16 protein-coding genes are annotated in these 17462 nt (G+C 45.8%); 12 read left to right on the top strand and 4 right to left on the bottom strand.

Annotation, left to right across the window (positions count from 1 at the left end; genetic code table 11):
* Positions 1-32: 32 nt before the first annotated feature.
* Positions 33-1055, bottom strand: a complete 1023-nt coding sequence (locus PO771_RS13415; protein WP_272560203.1) for a hypothetical protein — start codon at positions 1053-1055, stop codon at positions 33-35.
* Positions 1056-1390: 335 nt separating this feature from the next.
* Between PO771_RS13415 and PO771_RS13410 the strand changes: the two genes are divergently transcribed.
* Positions 1391-2977 carry a methyl-accepting chemotaxis protein gene (locus PO771_RS13410; protein WP_272560202.1) on the top strand — a complete coding sequence of 529 codons (1587 nt, stop codon included), beginning with the start codon at positions 1391-1393 and terminating at the stop codon, positions 2975-2977.
* 98 nt (positions 2978-3075) lie between these two features.
* Here PO771_RS13410 and PO771_RS13405 read toward each other — a convergent pair whose 3' ends face one another.
* Positions 3076-3996, bottom strand: a complete 921-nt coding sequence (locus PO771_RS13405; protein WP_272560201.1) for an NAD-dependent epimerase/dehydratase family protein — start codon at positions 3994-3996, stop codon at positions 3076-3078.
* Positions 3997-4119: 123 nt separating this feature from the next.
* On the opposite strand from PO771_RS13405, the gene PO771_RS13400 reads away from it, so the two are divergent.
* From PO771_RS13400 to PO771_RS13370, 7 genes are all read left to right on the top strand, one after another.
* Positions 4120-4455, top strand: a complete 336-nt coding sequence (locus PO771_RS13400) for a winged helix-turn-helix transcriptional regulator (RefSeq protein WP_272560200.1) — start codon at positions 4120-4122, stop codon at positions 4453-4455.
* 212 nt (positions 4456-4667) lie between these two features.
* On the top strand, positions 4668-6320 hold the full coding sequence (locus PO771_RS13395) for a peptide ABC transporter substrate-binding protein (protein ID WP_272560199.1): 1653 nt from the start codon (positions 4668-4670) through the stop codon (positions 6318-6320).
* A gap of 19 nt (positions 6321-6339) precedes the next feature.
* Entirely contained in the window at positions 6340-7269 is a 930-nt protein-coding gene (locus tag PO771_RS13390) for an ABC transporter permease (protein ID WP_272560198.1), read from the top strand.
* A complete protein-coding gene (locus PO771_RS13385; protein WP_422664951.1) occupies positions 7266-8207 on the top strand; it encodes an ABC transporter permease in 942 nt (313 codons plus the stop codon). Before PO771_RS13390 ends, PO771_RS13385 begins: the two co-directional genes overlap by 4 nt.
* Positions 8170-9225 (top strand): ABC transporter ATP-binding protein, encoded by a 1056-nt coding sequence (locus tag PO771_RS13380; RefSeq protein ID WP_272563172.1) that lies wholly within the window; start codon positions 8170-8172, stop codon positions 9223-9225. Before PO771_RS13385 ends, PO771_RS13380 begins: the two co-directional genes overlap by 38 nt.
* A 3-nt stretch (positions 9226-9228) precedes the next feature.
* Positions 9229-10194: an ABC transporter ATP-binding protein gene (locus tag PO771_RS13375; RefSeq protein ID WP_422664950.1), complete on the top strand. Its 966-nt coding sequence runs from the start codon at positions 9229-9231 to the stop codon at positions 10192-10194.
* Between the two features lie 36 nt (positions 10195-10230).
* The gene (locus PO771_RS13370) at positions 10231-11028 is read left to right on the top strand and encodes a PhzF family phenazine biosynthesis protein (protein ID WP_272560197.1); all 798 of its coding nucleotides are present in this window, start codon (positions 10231-10233) and stop codon (positions 11026-11028) included.
* Positions 11029-11692: 664 nt separating this feature from the next.
* Here the strand turns inward: PO771_RS13370 and PO771_RS13365 are convergent.
* The gene (locus PO771_RS13365) at positions 11693-12901 is read right to left on the bottom strand and encodes a DHHW family protein (RefSeq protein ID WP_272560196.1); all 1209 of its coding nucleotides are present in this window, start codon (positions 12899-12901) and stop codon (positions 11693-11695) included.
* Positions 12902-12911: 10 nt separating this feature from the next.
* Entirely contained in the window at positions 12912-14315 is a 1404-nt protein-coding gene (locus PO771_RS13360) for an MBOAT family O-acyltransferase (RefSeq protein WP_272560195.1), read from the bottom strand.
* A gap of 220 nt (positions 14316-14535) precedes the next feature.
* On the opposite strand from PO771_RS13360, the gene PO771_RS13355 reads away from it, so the two are divergent.
* The 4 genes from PO771_RS13355 to sigF all read left to right on the top strand — a co-directional run bounded on the left by PO771_RS13355 (position 14536) and on the right by sigF (position 17433).
* The gene (locus PO771_RS13355) at positions 14536-15729 is read left to right on the top strand and encodes a D-alanyl-D-alanine carboxypeptidase family protein (protein WP_422664949.1); all 1194 of its coding nucleotides are present in this window, start codon (positions 14536-14538) and stop codon (positions 15727-15729) included.
* Between the two features lie 131 nt (positions 15730-15860).
* On the top strand, positions 15861-16211 hold the full coding sequence (gene spoIIAA / locus PO771_RS13350; RefSeq protein WP_272560194.1) for an anti-sigma F factor antagonist: 351 nt from the start codon (positions 15861-15863) through the stop codon (positions 16209-16211).
* A complete protein-coding gene (spoIIAB, locus tag PO771_RS13345; protein WP_422664948.1) occupies positions 16211-16666 on the top strand; it encodes an anti-sigma F factor in 456 nt (151 codons plus the stop codon). Before spoIIAA ends, spoIIAB begins: the two co-directional genes overlap by 1 nt.
* Positions 16667-16677: 11 nt before the next feature.
* Positions 16678-17433 (top strand): RNA polymerase sporulation sigma factor SigF, encoded by a 756-nt coding sequence (gene sigF / locus PO771_RS13340; RefSeq protein ID WP_096466811.1) that lies wholly within the window; start codon positions 16678-16680, stop codon positions 17431-17433.
* Positions 17434-17462 lie beyond the last annotated feature (29 nt).

Below are 17462 nucleotides of genomic sequence, written 5' to 3'. Positions count from 1 at the left end.
TAGAGGTCAGCTTGTTTGCTTACGCTTTATTCTCATTTCTTCCGGTTTGTGAGTCTTGGGTTTCGCACATCCTGTCGAATTTCTGTGATCGTCTTCAAAAGGGCCGAAGTGGCAGCTGTTTTTGTTTTAGTAATCTGTTGTCTAATCTTCGGATTGGATTCAAGAGCAGGATTGTTAAGGAGTACTTCGTTATAGGGTTTTCCGTTAATCAGCAGAAAAGGAGTCGTCAGGGAGCGAACATCGCTCATCTGATAGTACTCCCAACCGGTAGCTGTCTTCTTGCCTGGTAAAAATAAAGTCGTAAAATTAAAGATTGTATTTATGGCAGTACCGTCCATCATTTGTTCCGGATGAACATTTCCGGATTTATCTAACGTAAAGCCAGGAAGCCCAATCTCAACGGCCCAGCGTACCGCTTCGTTTTTTGAATCAGTCGGAGCTACCGTTCCTTGGTAAGGACGTACTTCTTTGAACATACGGTATAGTACCGTAGCGATAAATTCTTTCGAACAACTCTCCAGTTTATTTGCATCTGTGATGTCTTCGGATGTCACATAGCCTGCCTGAATTAATGCCTGCATCATAGCTGTAAAACGTATGTTTTGTGCTGCTTTGTATTCGTTGCTTATTGGATCTGTGACTTTTATCGTGCGATTAATCTCCGCTTCGCTTGTACCAGCTGGATATATCGGGGAGAGAATGCCGATATACTGATAGACTTTTACCAAAAAGCCTGCTTTCGATGAATAAAACATTTCATGCGCAGCCTGACTACCATCCGCTAACGAACCGTAAAAGTCTCCTGGACCGTATGCATTTTTTTCACTGAGTGATACAGGCAGAGGGTTAGCGATTGTTATGTTGCTCATACCAATTGAAAAAGTTGGTAGGATTTGAGCCAGCTTTTGTTTAGATGGAAGCTTGTATGTAATCTTATATGTCGATTGTTTGGATACAACCGCCCCGTGCACTTCTTCTGTATGTAATGCGGAAAGCGAACCGGATAACACAATACCACTTATTACGAGTAAACATGCTTTTTTATACAGGTTCATGTTATATCTCCTCCATAATGGCTGCTCTAGTTGTTCCGATCACAACCACGCGATATAAGAAGCCAAATGTCTCATCTTTCTTATATAATACATGGGGCATTGAATGATATCCTCTTTTTATGGGTGAAATTTGAAAAAAGCCTTGATTGAGCAGGGGTGTTCAGTCGAGGCTTTTATAATGGGCAATTAGATTCGTTGTATAAGTAGGCATAATGATTCAAACAATCGAAACTTTGTGATCAGTTTCACTTTCTCTTATATGTAAATTTTTTATAATAATGTAAAATATATATTGTCATTCGTTTTATATAGACATAATAAGGGAGTGGGGTATCATGATGTGGATGCAGAACATGAAAGTAGCAAACAAAATTTTAACCCTCATTATCGTAGCAGCACTGTTTTTATCTGGTGTAGGCTATATTTCGTATCATTATCTTACAAAGATGGAGCAACAGGGGAATAGGATGTATCGTGATAATTTGATTCCTGTTCGTGTGCTGAACGATATGCGTGCTCATTTACGTGCAACGGAAGCGATTGTTTATACGAGAATGTTGACGAAGGACCCGGTTCAAGAACAGAAATTGGTCGCTGACTTTAAAGAACGTATACAAAAGGTAGATCAAGATATAAGCATTTTTGAGGGAACGAATATTACCCAGGAGGAGAAGGGTAAGTGGAAAGAGCTAAAAGATGCACTAGCCACGTATCGTCAGGAACGTGAAAAAGCGCTTGCTTTGCTTGACAAAGGTGACAAAGTCGGGGCGTACACGGTATTTAATACGTATGCACTGCCACCTCTAGATAAGGTAAATACGATACTGACTGATTTGGCTGCTTACAATGATAAACTGGCAGACAATATGAGTACACAAATGACAACTGACGCAGAAAGTGCCAACATCATGATTCTTTGCCTGACTATTGCAGCTGTAGTCATTTCAGTAGTATTTGGATTGTTTATTTCCCGAATGATTGTGCGACCTGTCCGAGAAATGCTTGATTTGGCGTTGCGTGCTGAAAAAGGGGATTTAACTTTACAAAGCACGAATCAGGCACGTGATGAAATTGGACTGCTGTCTGCGTCTTTTAATTCCATGATGAAAGGATTTGCACAAATTATTAAAGAAATTAAAGCGAACTCGATGAATTTGTCGGCAAGCTCTCAACAAATTTCCGCCAGCATGCAGGAAATTGCGAGCGGAACACAGCAGCAGGCAGGAGCATCGGAAATCGTGAATGAAATGATGAATCAGTTTGCTGATGCAATCCATCAGGTAGCGGAAAATGCCGAGCAGGCCGCGGCCCATTCGGAACAGGCCGTTGGGATGGCTCAAACAGGTGGCGAGGTCATTCGCAGTTCTATTGAGGCGATGGGGCTGATTGCACAAAAAGTCGAGGAGTTATCCGATCAATCTACTGCCATTGGTGAAATTATTGAAATGATCGATGAAATCGCCGAACAAACAAACTTGCTGGCATTAAATGCGGCCATTGAGGCAGCACGGGCCGGGGAAGCAGGTAAAGGATTTGCAGTAGTAGCTGATGAAGTGCGTAACTTAGCGGAACGCAGCGGCAGGGCAACAAAAGAGATTGCGAATTTAATTCAATCGATCCAAAAAAATACGCATGAATCCGTTGAAGCTGTTACGGCTGGGAATAAGCAGGCTGCTCAGGCTGGAGAGTCATTTGAAGAAATTATGGAGATTATTCATCAGGCATCAACCCGTGTCACGGAAATTGCTGCAGCAAGTGAACAGCAGGCAGCACAGGCTTCTGAAGTACTAAAATCAGTGGAAAATATTGCGGCTGTTGCGGAGGAAGCATCAGTCGGAACAGAGGAGACGGCATCAACCGCAAGCGAATTATCACGTATGTCCGAGTCGCTTAATCAGTTGGTGACGAAATTTAAGGTATAGTACCTTTAAACAAGCTGACCTAGCAACATAGGTCAGCTTGTTTCCTTATTTTCTGTCGTTATAACTCGTACCTAATTGAGCAGCTTTATTGTTAATGATCAAAAGGAGTTCCGACTAATTAAGTCGTGGACGGCAGCTTCTACCGAATTAGTTAGCGAATATTTCGTTTTAAAGCCTATATTTCGTATCTTATTGTCATTCCATAGCCTGTTGACTGTAAAGGTTTTTAGTGCAAATGATGGTAATCCTTCTGAAAAATTTATTGTTTTTGCAATTCTTCCGATTGCGTGATCTATTTCTGCTTTTAATTGACCCCAAGTTGTATCGAATCCTTTAAGTAAAAAGATGTCATTATCATGTTCGGATTTTTGATAGGTTCCTAACCAGGCCATTGCTCGACCGATGTCGCGAGTATCAACAAGGGAAACTTTAGTGGTACCATTACCGATCATTGGATATAGGTCACTAGTATGTGCGGTAAAGAGTCGTGCAAAAAACGATGAGGTGTCCCTTACACCGATTGTACTTGCCGGACGTAACAAGATGGTGGTAATTCCGTTTTTTCTTCCTACCTCTTCGACTATTCTTTCTCTTTCAAGTAGTAAGCTTTGTATTGGGTATTCAGGTTGTGAAATATAGGATTCATCAATAGGCTCGTTCGTTTGAAAGTCATATAGTACGACTGAACTTAACTGAATGAATTTTGAAGCACCATGTAAAGCGGCAGCTTCAATCAATGTTCTTGTCAATGCTATTTCTACCGGAGCATCTAAGCTGATTGGCGTATGCAGCTTCGCATCTGCTGTGCAATTATATACAACGTCATGCCCCTCTATTACTTTTCCGATTGCTACCGAATTAGAAAAGTCAATCTTAACGACGTTGACCCCTAAACTTTCTAAAAATGTTGTGTTACTTGTCTCGCGAATAGCTACCGTAACTTGATGTCCAGCTATATGTAATTGTTCGACAACGTGACTTCCAATAAAACCGGTCCCTCCAAAAATAATGACTTTCATATTTCCTCCTCTAAATATTTACTGATCGTACTTTCAAAACTATAATAAGTAAAGTGTTATAGTTTTGAAAGTACGGATATTATTTATAGTTACTATTCAAATTGATAGTGAGGGATTACACATATGTATGACGAACATGATCATCCTAAATGTCCCATTGAAAAAACCATGAATATAATTGGTGGTAAGTGGACATTTATTATTTTAAGGGACTTATTTTATGGCCCACGTCGATTCGGTGAGCTGCAGAGGTCTTTGAAAGGTATTAGTCCAAGAACTTTGTCGATGCGTCTAAAGGAACTAGAGAACGAAGAGATTATTAGTCGAGCTATATATTCAGAAATTCCTCCACATGTGGAATATTCTCTTACTGAAAAAGGAAAAACACTTCGTCCTATTTTTGATGCTATGAAAGAATGGGGAAATGAGTGGGACGTGTTAGGAAGGGGAGAAAAATGACCCCTTTTCAACTATAAAGACTCTGGAATTTTAAAGAAGGGACTATCTCAATTGCAGTATTACAGCTGTTGAGATGGTCTCTTTTCTTATGGAATTGGTTCGTTTTCATACTAGAGCTTGTAATTGGCAGACTATGATTATCATCATAAAAAATCAAATTATGTAATTACAAATCACGTTTTAGTAACATACTGAATAAAAAGAGGAGGTTCATGATCATCAAGACGCAGCAGAAACTACGTACCATAGTTATAAGTATATTGCTTATGCTTGTACTGGCTGTGACAGGTTGTGTTGGCAATAGCTCCAATACAAATGCAAGCGCAAACATTCTTAACGTGAACAACTCCTCAGAGCCAGGTTCTCTCCACCCGGCCAAAGCACAGGGAACACATGAATCATGGCCGCTGCGTCATCTATTCGTTGGTCTGACAATGGTAGGTCCGAATGGCAAAGTCGTTCCGGGTGCGGCTAAGAACTGGGACATCAGTTCGGACAGGAAAACATACATATTCCATCTTCGGGAAGGGCAAAAATGGTCGAATGGTGATCCGGTTACCGCGCAAGACTTCGAATTTGCCTGGAAGCATGTGCTGAATCCAGCCACGGCTTCTACTTATGCATACCAGCTGTACTACATCGAGGGAGCGCAGGCGTATAACGAATCGAAAGAAAAAGATGTGGGAAAGCTGAAAGCGCTCGCGGATAAAGTGGGGGTAAAAGCGCTTGATAAACAGACGTTAGAAGTCAGGCTTGTTAACCCGACCGCTTACTTTGATCAGCTTGTTTCTTTTTATACGTATTATCCGGTAGACAAGAATGTGCAGGAAAGTAACCCGAAATGGGCAAATGATGCTGCTGCATTCATCTCGAATGGTCCATTCAGGTTAACGGAATGGAAGCATAAACGAGACTTGAAAATGGTGAAAAACGAGAACTATTTTGAGAAAGACAAAATCAAACTTGCAGGCATTAACTGGGCAATGGTAGAAGGGGAGAACACAGCATGGCAGATGTATCGTGCGGGCAAGCTTGATCTTGCATTGCCGCTGCCGGGTGATGTAGTCGGTCAATTGAAAAGCCAGAAGGCGAAAGATTTTAAAATTGCACCGGAATTCAGCACCTACTTTTATCGTTTTAATACGACGAAAAAGCCATTTACGAATGCAAAAATTCGCACCGCTCTAGCGATGGCGATTGATCGCGCTACGATTACGGAACATATTGCCCAGGGTGGACAGAAGCCGGCATACGCCTTGGTAGCAGAAGGTGCACGTGATGCGAATGGCAAAGAGGATTTTCGTACAGTAGGTGGTGCCTATTTCACAGAAAATGTAGAGCAGGCGAAGAGACTACTAGCGGAAGGCTTGAGAGAAGAAGGACTGACAAGCATGCCGAAGTTCAACATTATGTACAATACGCTTGATTTGCATAAACGAATTGCGGAAGCCATTGCAGGCATGTGGAAGCAAAATCTCGGGATTGACGTAGGGCTTGAAAACACAGAGTTCAAAGTGAAGATTGATCGTGAGCACAAGCTGGACTACAGTGTGTCTCGTTCTGGCTGGGTGGCGGATTTTAGTGACCCGATGACGTTTCTGGACATGTTTACGAGTGCTAGCACACAAAATGATACGGGTTGGAAAAATAAACAGTACGACGCGAAGATCAATATAGCCAAACAGTCAAGTAATCCAGTAATTCGCATGAAGGCGATGCATGAAGCGGAAGCGATTCTGATGAAGGACATGCCGATTATCCCGATCTACTTCTATACAAAACCGTATGCAATAAAACAGAACATCTCCGGCGTGTATACGCCAGCAGACGAATATCCAGTGTTGATGTACGCAAATATTATGTAACCATCAAGGAGGACTTATCGTGGTACGGTATACGTTACAGCGTCTCGGATGGGCCCTTTTCACGTTGTGGATTGTGATTACCATTACGTTTATACTGATGCGTCTGATTCCAGGTGACCCTTTCTCTTCGGAGGGCAAGATGCCGCCTGGTGTATATGAAAATATAAAAGCATATTATCATCTTGACCGTCCGGTTGTAGTGCAGTACTTCGAATATTTGGGGTCGCTACTTACATTGGATTTTGGCCCGTCCCTGAAGTCGGATAGCATTACGGTAAATGACTATATTCGAGATGGGTTCCCGATCTCGTTGCATCTTGGTTTGCAGGCGCTTGTGATTGGCGTAACATTCGGGGTTATATTTGGGGTAATTGCTGCATTATATCATAACCGCTGGCCTGATTATGTGTCGATGATTTTGGCGATTATCGGCATTTCTGTACCGAATTTTATTCTTGCTACGGTTATGATTCAGTACGTAGCTGTGGAGTGGGGCTGGCTTCCTCCGGCAACATGGGAGACGTGGCAGCATACGATTCTCCCGTCTATTGCTCTAGCACTGATGCCGCTGGCGTTTATTGCCCGCCTGATGCGGGCAAGTATGCTTGAAGTGCTTAGGCAGGAATACATAAAGACAGCGAAAGCAAAAGGGCTTACGCAGACGATTATTATTATGAAGCATACGATTCGTAATGCGATTCTGCCAGTTGTGACGATGCTTAGTGTCATTGCGGCAAATCTCGTAACGGGCAGTTTTGTGATTGAACATATTTTTGGGATTCCCGGGATGGGTGAGATGTTCGTGAAGGGCATCTTTAATCGCGATTATCCGGTCATTCTCGGGTCGACGGTTTTTTACAGTGCGATTTTGATTTTTTTAATTCTGCTTGTTGATCTTGCTTATACGTGGATTGATCCACGCATTACAGTGACAGGGGAGAGCAGATGATGCAGCAGGAAAAACAGCTGACCGCCGCGATGTTCCGACCTGTAGCGGATCGATTTTTTGATGCAGAGGCAATCAACCGTCCACAGGTCTCGTACTGGGCGGATGTGTGGCGGCGTTTGCAGAAGAATAAACTGGCTATGGTCGGCCTCGGTATCATGATCGCTCTGCTTGTGATGGCGATTATTGGTCCTTATGTAAGCGGCTATACGTATGACGCACAAAATTTTGCCGAGAAAAACATGTATCCAGGAAAAGCACATTGGTTTGGAACAGATTCATCTGGGCGGGATATTTTTACCCGCATCTGGTACGGGGCGCGCATCTCGTTATTTATTGGAATGATGGCAGCACTCATTGATTTCGTACTTGGGGTGTTGTATGGCGGCATCGCCGGGCTTAAGGGAGGGCGTGTCGACAACATGATGATGAGGATGGCTGAAGTGCTGTATGGCGTGCCGTATTTACTGATGGTGATTCTTTTGATGGTTGTGATGGGACCGGGCATCTGGACGATTATTATTGCTATGACCATAACAGGCTGGATTCCGATGGCTCGTCTTGTACGTGGGCAGGTTTTGCAGTTAAAGCAGCAGGAATATGTTCAGGCAGCCCGTGTACTGGGGGCTGATACTGGCTGGATTTTGCGTAAGCATGTCATCCCGAATACGATGGGTCCGATTCTCGTCAATGTCACGCTGACAGTGCCTGCGGCTATTTTTGCGGAGGCAACACTAAGCTTCCTCGGTCTGGGGGTTCCGGCGCCGCAGGCGAGCTGGGGCACAATGGCGAATGATGCACTTGTTAGTTTGCTCGTTGGCCATGCGTATCAATTGTTTATCCCAGGATTTTTTATTTCGTTAACGATGTTTGCTTTTAATGTGCTCGGTGATGGAATGCGTGATGCGCTTGATCCGGGAATGGGCAAATCGTTCGACTGAGCAAGGGGGATCACGAATGGCGCTGCTTGAAGTGCGCGATTTATCTGTTTCTTTTCATACATACGCTGGAGAAGTACAGGCCGTACGTGGTGTGAGTTTTACAGTCCAAGAAGGGGAAACCATTGGGCTTGTCGGTGAGTCCGGCTGCGGTAAAAGTGTGACAGCACAGTCGATGATGAAGCTGCTTCCTGAATCCCTAGTTACGTATAAGCAGGGGCAGATTTTGTTTAACGGTCAGGATTTGCTGCAAAAAGAAGAGGCGGCCATGCAGCAGGTGCGTGGTAATGACATCGGAATGATTTTTCAAGATCCGTTTGTCTCGCTTAATCCGACGATGCGTGTCGGGGAGCAAATTGCCGAAGGATTGATCAAGCATAACGGGCTATCACGTCAGGATGCACAGGAACAAGCGGTTGCAGCACTGCGCCTGGTTGGTATCCCGCAGCCAGATAAGCGTGTGCGGCAGTATCCGCATGAATTCTCTGGTGGAATGCGGCAACGGGCGATGATCGCACTTGCGCTTGCTTGTCGCCCGAAGTTGTTACTGGCAGATGAACCAACTACCGCGCTTGATGTAACGATTCAGGCCCAAATTCTTGAATTGATGAAAGATTTGCAGGGGAAAACCAGGATGGCGATTATGCTGATTACCCATGACCTTGGGGTTGTCGCAGACATATGCGACCGCGTTGTGGTGATGTATGCCGGAGAAGTAGTAGAAATCGGCACGGTCGATCAAATCTTTTATACCCCGAAACATCCGTATACGAGCGGACTGTTAGCGGCTGTGCCGCGCCTTGATCAAAGTCGGCATGCTGCACTTCGTTCGATCGTTGGGACACCGCCTGATTTGCTGCATCCACCTGTAGGTTGTTCATTTTTTGCTCGCTGTGCATATGCGATGGAAGTGTGCCGCACATATAAGCCTGCGCTCGAGGATCAGGGAGGCTATCAGTATGCGGCTTGTTGGCTGCATCATTCGTTCGCACAGCAGGTACGTGCGGATAGAAGGGAATGAGCGATGATGTCAGCAGAAAATAAAGAAGCTGCATTGCTTGAGGTACGCCATCTGACCAAGCATTTTCATACAAGAAGTGGAACTGTTGCGGCGGTCAATGATGTAACATTCGATATTAAACGTGGTGAAACACTTGGGGTAGTTGGTGAGTCTGGCTGTGGTAAATCTACAATGGGACGCACCATTTTACGGCTGTATGAGGCAACAGAAGGTGTGGTGCGGTTTGCTGGTCATGATGTGCATCAGGCGAGTCCGCAAGAGTTGAAAAAGCTGCGGCGTGACATGCAGATGATTTTTCAGGACCCGTATGCCTCGCTTAATCCTCGCATGACAGCTGGGGATAGCATCGGGGAAGCACTTGACCTGCATCGGCTCGCACATGGAACGAAGCGGAGGGAACGGATCGCAGAGCTGTTGCTCCTTGTCGGATTAAAGCCGGAACATAGCAGCCGTTTTCCTCACGAGTTCTCCGGTGGGCAGCGGCAGCGGATCGGGATTGCCCGAGCGCTTGCAGTAGAGCCGAAATTCATCGTCTGTGACGAGCCGATCTCGGCACTGGATGTATCCATTCAGGCGCAAGTTATAAATTTGCTTATGGAATTGCAAAAAAAGCTGGGCTTGACGTATTTATTCATCGCGCATGATCTGGCGATGGTTAAGCATATTAGTAATCGGGTAGCTGTGATGTATCTTGGTAAAGTGGTAGAATTGGCAGAGAGTGAAGAATTGTATGACAATCCGCTTCACCCTTATACGCAGGCTTTGCTGTCCGCGATTCCGATTCCGGATCCGGCGGTGGAGCGTAGTCGGGAGCGAATTGTGCTGACAGGCGATGTGCCAAGTCCGCTGAATCCGCCAAGCGGCTGTTATTTTCGTACACGCTGCCCATATGTAATGGATGTGTGTGCAGCAGTGAGCCCGGCATGGCAAGAAGTACGATCCGGGCATTTTGTGGCCTGTCATTTGTAGATAAAATCATGAAAAAATGGATGAGGAGGAGAGGGTTTGAAACAGAATGTAGTAGTGGTTGATTCATTTACTGCAGAGAAGTTTAAAGGAAATCCGGCTGCGGTATGTGTGTTGGAGGAATCGCGTGATGAGCGCTGGATGCAGCAGGTGGCGCGGGAGATGAATCTGTCTGAAACTGCTTTTGTTCAGCAGACGGAAGACGGGTATCGGCTGCGCTGGTTCACACCGGTCGAAGAGGTCGATTTGTGCGGGCATGCTACGCTGGCAGCGGCTCATGTGCTATGGGAGACAGGAAACGTTGGGCGGTCGAGTTCGATTTCTTTTTTCACGCGCAGTGGACTTTTGACTGCGAGCCGAGATGGAGAGTGGATCGAACTTGATTTTCCAACTGATTATGCGAAGCCAACTGAAAAAATACCGGAATTGGCAGCGGCACTCGATATCCCGATACAGCATGTTAGCTTAGGCGGATTCGATGTGCTTGTGGAAACAGATAGAGAAGGGTATGTTCGGGAATGTCGCCCGGATATGAAGAAACTGTGTAATCTTCCGGTGTCCCAGCGCGGTGTTATCGTGACGAGCCGTGCGGAGGAAGGGAGCTCATATGATTTTGTCTCGCGCGCTTTTTTCCCGCTCATTGGGATTGAAGAAGATCCGGTAACTGGGTCGGCACATTGTCTGCTCGGTACATACTGGCGAGAGAAGCTTGGCAAAGATGATCTAGTTGGTTATCAGGCATCTGCACGAGGCGGGTTTGTGCGAGTACATGTGCGCGGTGAGCGTGTGCTGCTTGGGGGACAGGCGGTAACGGTTATGCGTGGGGAATTGCTGTAGTCGAGCAGTTGTTTTTGGTGATATTGAAAACGTGTGGTGGTGAGGGAGTGGGAGAAGGGAGGAGCCGTTCGCTTCGGTACGCTTGCAGGGAAGTGAGGACTGTCCGCTCCGGGAGCTCGACGAACTCGCCCGCAAAGAAAAGCCCACGATGTTGATTCACTGACGTGTTGCGGGCAAAAGGCCCGTTCGCCGTTCTCCCTCCGCTGGGGTGGCGCGTACAGGTGCTCTCTTGCTCCTCCCTTCTCCCACTCCCCGCACAACGTTTCGATTTACAAAAAAACTCTCGTCGTCAGAATAAATTTCCTCGGTAGTCACTAGCTTCTCGCAAGACCGCTTCCTAATTCTTTATCTGCATAGCAAAGCTCAGCCTCTTGATATTGCTTGATGATTTTTATCCAAAGTATGCTAGGAGCGGGGTCGGGCGGGGCAACGGAACGCCTATACGCGACTCCCCAGCGGAAGGGGCGAGGTGAACGGGCTTTTGCCCACAATACTTCGATGCAAATACATCGTGAGCCCCTTTTGTGGGCGAGTTCACCTGGCACCTGGAGCGGACAGTCCCTACTCCTTAGGGAGCGTACCGAAGTGACGAGGTCCCGCCCGATCCTGCTCCTCCACCACACTTTGGAGAAACCCTCCATCAAGAAAACTCAGCTGCTGCATTTTACTCCTTAAAAAACGGATACGCCGGGGTTGTCAGGTTACTGTCATGGAACAAAAACAGAACCACATCCGGTTTATACGACTTCAAGTAGTTTTCGAGATTAAACTGGTCGCCTTTATAGCGTAAATCCAACACCTGTGTTTGATAGAAATGACTTGCAACGAATGGAAGCATGGCGTTCGCGTACGAGTCTTTAAAAATGAGCACACGCAGCTTGTTGTTTGCTTGTTTGTTTTCAAACTCCATTAGATCATGGTCATTCGTATACACAGTCGAATACTGATACGGCGGTGTGGACGCACCTGCGCCGTAGACATCGTCGAGTTTGGTGTAGGTTTTTCCGTTCATCGCTACGACTCGCACTTGATTAAATGGAAAGCCTGCCTTTGGCTTGTAAATCCACGGGCGGTCTACTTTATCATCAATGAGCATATTAAGCTGACGGTTCCAGCTTCCGACAAATTTGCCCGGTGGCACCTGCGTTTTGATAATATCGTTGTCGGTAAGGGGAGGGGATTGATGCAGTACCCCTGCTTTGTTTAAATCCTCAATAATCATCTGGTAAGCCGTAAAGGCGCCTTTTATATTCCAGTGATGATCAGTATGGAAATACATCGTCTCTCGTTCTTTTGCCGGAATTTGTGCAAAACGCGGTGCCAAATCGATAACGTGAATGTCGTCTTTGTTCAATTCACTCAGAAAGTATTTTTTATTCTCAGCCGGTGCACGAAAGCGCAAATAAGACGGATACAATTCCTGTAGATTTAGTACTGGATACGGCAAGGATGCGTAATAGATCTGTGTGTCATTTGGCTTAACGACTTTGTGTAGATAGCGAATCCCTGCCAGTGCATTATCCATCAGCTCCTTATGGAAGCGATCAGTTGGTTTTTCTAGCAACCAAGAATGATCAACTACGACGGTATTGTTTACAACGGTGGCATGCAGCGGTGTGAGGAGCTGTTGCCGGTCGTACATTTTGACAAAGTTATCACGCCAGGCCAGTTGATCGCTCGTATAGGCTGCCATATCACGAAAATAATCACCGGATTGAAAAGACTGCTCAGAAAACGTCGGCAACTGTTGAAGTTTTCGAGCCTCGGTATAAGATCTTTCGACATCTGGTTTTATAATGCTGGATATGCCGATTCCAAAAATGATGAGTAAAAAGGTAGCAACAAAGCAAATCGAAAATATTTTCGTTGACATAACAGACTCCTTAGAAGCGGAAATAAATAAATGGATTGTACGTTGATGTCACCAGATAAAAAATTGTTTCAAAAAAGAGACCGAAATAAAATACGTACGATACGACTTCATAAATAGCCCCTCTGTATGATATGAGCTTCGCTTTGATCCAGTCGAAAAACGGCATCGAGCCGATGATTGCGGCAATGAAGTACGGGCTGTACTGAATGATATAAAACAGTCCTTGCTCGTCCACCAAAGGCCCACCGCGAAGTCCGAACATCGCCTGGATATAGGAGGCAGCATACGGGAAGTTATCAGCCCGGAAAAACACCCAACCGATCATTACGATCATAAGTACATACAAATGCTGTACAGGGGTCCAGCACTTTGTGAGTATTTTTTCGAGTCCAGCTTTCTCAAGCGAGATGAGAATGCCATAATACAAGCCCCACGCAATAAATGTCCAGCTTGCTCCGTGCCAGAACCCCGTAAGCATCCACACGATAAACAAATTGCGGTACACCTTCCATGTGGCTACGCGCCCGCCGCCAAGCGGAATGTATACATAATCCCGGAACCACTGTCCGAGCGTCATGTGCCAGCGCCGCCAAAATTCAGAGACAGAGCGCGAAATGTACGGAAAGTTAAAGTTAATCGGGAATTCAAAGCCGAACATTTTGCCAAGCCCGATCGCCATCTGGCTGTAGCCAGAGAAATCAAAATAAATTTGCAGCGTATACGCCAGAATGCCGACCCAGGCAAGCAGTGTACTCATGCTATCAGTCGGCTGGGTAAAAATACGATCCGCGATGATCCCCATCTGATTGGCGATCAGCACTTTTTTCGCCAGACCAATGATGAAGACACGAATCCCGTCTGCGAATTGATCGAGCCGTAATTTACGCTCGCGCAGCTGATGCTCAATGATGTGATAGCGAATAATCGGCCCTGCCACAAGCTGCGGAAATAGCGTAATATAGAGCGCCAGATTAAACAAGTTTTTCTGGGAATTACGGCTTCTGTACACATCCACCACGTAGCTCATGGCATGGAATGTATAGAACGAAATCCCGATCGGGAGCGGCACCGACTTGACATGATAAGCGGTATGAAACAACTGATTGACCAAATCTACGAAAAAGTTAATGTATTTATAGTAGCCAAGCAGCGCTGTATTGCTCACAATCGCAATGAATAAAATCGCTTTTTTCTTTCTTGTTTGTTCAAAATATTTTTCGATATAAATGCCGTATACGTAGTTCATGAGAATAGAAAATAGCATAAGGAACACATACATCGGCTCGCCCCATGCGTAAAATACGAGACTAAATAAAAGCAGGACAACATTCTTCAGGCGCCACGGTGAGAAAAAATAGCAGAACAGTGCTAATGGCAGGAAGAAGAACAAGAAGATCGGACTGCTGAAAACCAAACGTATCACCTGTTTCTGTCAGATTAAATCTAATACTATAGAAGCCATCCTTTAAATATAAAGAAAATAGAAATAAGAAAGCAATAGTTTTTCTTTTTTTGAATCGAAACGTTGTCGACACCACAAAAAACAAAATGCTACCTCGTACTTTGTTAGGTATATAATTCCATTATTTCGGGCCACACTGGTGAAGAGAGTAATCACTGGAGGGGTCTATCGCATGAAAAAAATAGCTGGAGTTCTTTTATCCATTGCTTTACTGCTGTCACCTGCTGCTGTTTTTGCCACGGAGCAAGGAAAAGGAAAGGCGGCGCAGCCTGAGACAGGACAGAACACAGATATCGCACCGAATGCTATGTCGGCTGTGTTGATCGACCGGGATACCGGCACGATTTTATATGAAAAAAACGGTCATAAACCACTTCCGCCTGCGAGCATCACTAAAGTTATGACTATGCTCCTCGCTATGGAAGCGATGGATCGCGGTGAGTTAAAACTGACGGACAAAGTACGTACAAGTGAATATGCAGCTTCGATGGGCGGCTCGCAAATTTTCTTGGAGCCAGGAGAAGAGATGTCTGTCGATGAAATGCTAAAAGGCATCGCTCTTGCATCCGGTAATGATGCCTCAGTCGCCATAGCAGAGCACCTAGCAGGCACGGAGCAGGCATTTGTGAAAAAAATGAATCAGCGTGCGAAAGAGCTTGGCATGGATGATACGACATTCTTAAATCCAAACGGTCTGCCAATCGCAGGCCACGTTTCATCGGCGCATGATATTGCGCTCATGTCACGTGAACTCCTAAAGCATGAACAAATTACGAAATATACCGGACTGTATCAAGACTATCTGCGCAAAGATTCTAAAAAGCCGTTTTGGCTCGTTAATACGAATCGTCTTGTTCGCTTCTATGCCGGAGCAGACGGCCTGAAGACTGGCTACACATCCGAAGCAAAATATTGCCTGACTGCCACAGCGAAGCGCGGCAACATGCGGGTCATAGCAGTTGTCATGGGTGAGCCGGATTCTAAGACGCGCAATCAGGAAGTAAGCTCCATGCTTGATTATGCGTTCAATCAATATGACAGTCATCCGCTGTATAAGGATCATCAAGTCGTTCGCACCGTTAAGGTAGAGAAAGGGATGAAAGAGCAGGTTAACATCCTCGTGCCGTATCGCTTTAGCATGCTAGTGAAAAAAGGCGAGAAGCCAGAGCAGTACGAAAGAGTGGTTAACATGCCAGAAACATTACCTGCTCCTATCAAGAAGGGTGTAAAGCTGGGTGAACTTCTCATTAAGAAAGATGGAAAAATACTCAGCAAGGTGGATCTGGTTGCAGCTGAAACGATTGAACAAGCAAGCTGGTGGGAGCTTATGAAGCGGACGACCCGCAAGATGTTCGGCGGCGCGTAAGAAAATAAATCGGGAATATGGCGGAATTTGTCATACACTCCCGGTTTTTTTCTAGTTTTGTCGAGGGGCAGGAATTGCAGGAAGAGGAGGAGAAATCCCCTGTATCACAAGGAATGAAGGAGTGGGTCAGTGTGAGTTTGCGAGTAGAGACGGAATGTGTGGGGCATGTGTTGATTGTACGTCTGGAAGGAGATCTCGACCATCATACGGCTGAGTTTCTCCGCAATAAATTAGAAGATGACATCGCGCGCAACCCAATCGATCATATACTGCTAAGTCTAGAGAATTTGCATTTTATGGATAGCTCTGGACTGGGGGTCATTCTTGGGCGCTACAAGCAGATGAACGCGCGTGGGGGCGACATGACGGTCTGCTCGCTGAGTCCGGTCATGCATCGCATGTTTGAATTATCCGGTCTGTTCAAAATTTTGAAGATCAAGGAGTCTGAACATGAAGCGCTCCTTGGACTGGGGGTGGCGTAATGCTTGATAAAAGCGACAACAACTTCATGCGCCTGTCATTTGCAGCACGCAGTGAGAATGAAGGATTCGCCCGCATTACTGTGGCTGCCTTTCTCGCCCGCTTGCCTCTGACGCTTGAAGAGGTAGAAGAGATCAAAACCGTTGTGTCAGAAGCGGTGACGAATTCAATCATTCATGGCTATGAAGGGGATGAAACCGGAACGGTCGTGATTGAGACAACGTACACCCCATCTGCGATTGAGATTTTGATTGAAGATCAGGGCATTGGCATCGCAGACTTGGAAGAGGCTCGTCAGCCGCTCTTCACAACCAAGCCAGAATTAGAGCGTTCTGGTATGGGCTTTACGATTATGGAGAGTTTCATGGACGCAATGGAAGTGGAGAGCGAGATCAATCGGGGCACACGAATTCGACTGGTGAAATATCTAGCCAAGAATGAAGCGCTCTGCAATTAGGAGACATGCCGATGGAGACCAATGTACGTAATGCCAACCATTCTTATCTGTCCGATCAAGAGGTCAAACGATTGCTTGCGGCAAGTCAGGCGGGAGATACAGCAGCACGAGATACATTGGTAAATTGCAACATTCGTCTGGTATGGTCAGTCGTTCAGCGTTTTTTAAACCGAGGGTATGAAGCAGATGACTTGTTTCAGATCGGCTGTATCGGTCTGCTGAAAGCGATTGATAAATTTGATTTGAAGTTCGATGTTAAATTTTCCACGTATGCAGTACCGATGATCATTGGCGAAATTCAGCGCTTCCTCCGGGATGATGGAACGGTAAAAGTCAGCCGTTCTTTAAAGGAGATCGCCAATAAAGTACGGCGTACCCGGGATGAATTGTCCAAGACGATGGGACGCTTGCCGACCGTGAGCGAAATCGCGGAGGTATTAGAGATTACGCCGGAAGAGGTCGTATACGCTCAGGAAGCAAATCGTGCGCCATCGTCGATTCACGAGACGGTCTTCGAGAATGATGGCGACCCGATTACACTGATGGATCAGATTGCGGACAAGGATGAGGAAAAATGGTTCGACCGGATTGCCCTCCGCGAAGCGATCGCCCGTCTTGGTGAGCGGGAGCAGCTGATCGTATACTTACGCTACTACAAAGACCAGACGCAGTCTGAAGTAGCGGAGCGTTTGGGCATCTCGCAAGTCCAAGTATCGCGACTGGAGAAAAAAATACTGCGTGTCATGAAAGACCAGATCGAGAAATAACTCGCTCTGGTCTTTTTCTATGCTCGCAT

Source organism: Aneurinibacillus uraniidurans (genome assembly GCF_028471905.1).
GTDB classification, from domain to species: Bacteria; Bacillota; Bacilli; order Aneurinibacillales; family Aneurinibacillaceae; genus Aneurinibacillus; species Aneurinibacillus uraniidurans.
Note: the sequence above shows the minus strand (reverse complement) of the source record. Positions and strands in the feature narration are given on the sequence as shown.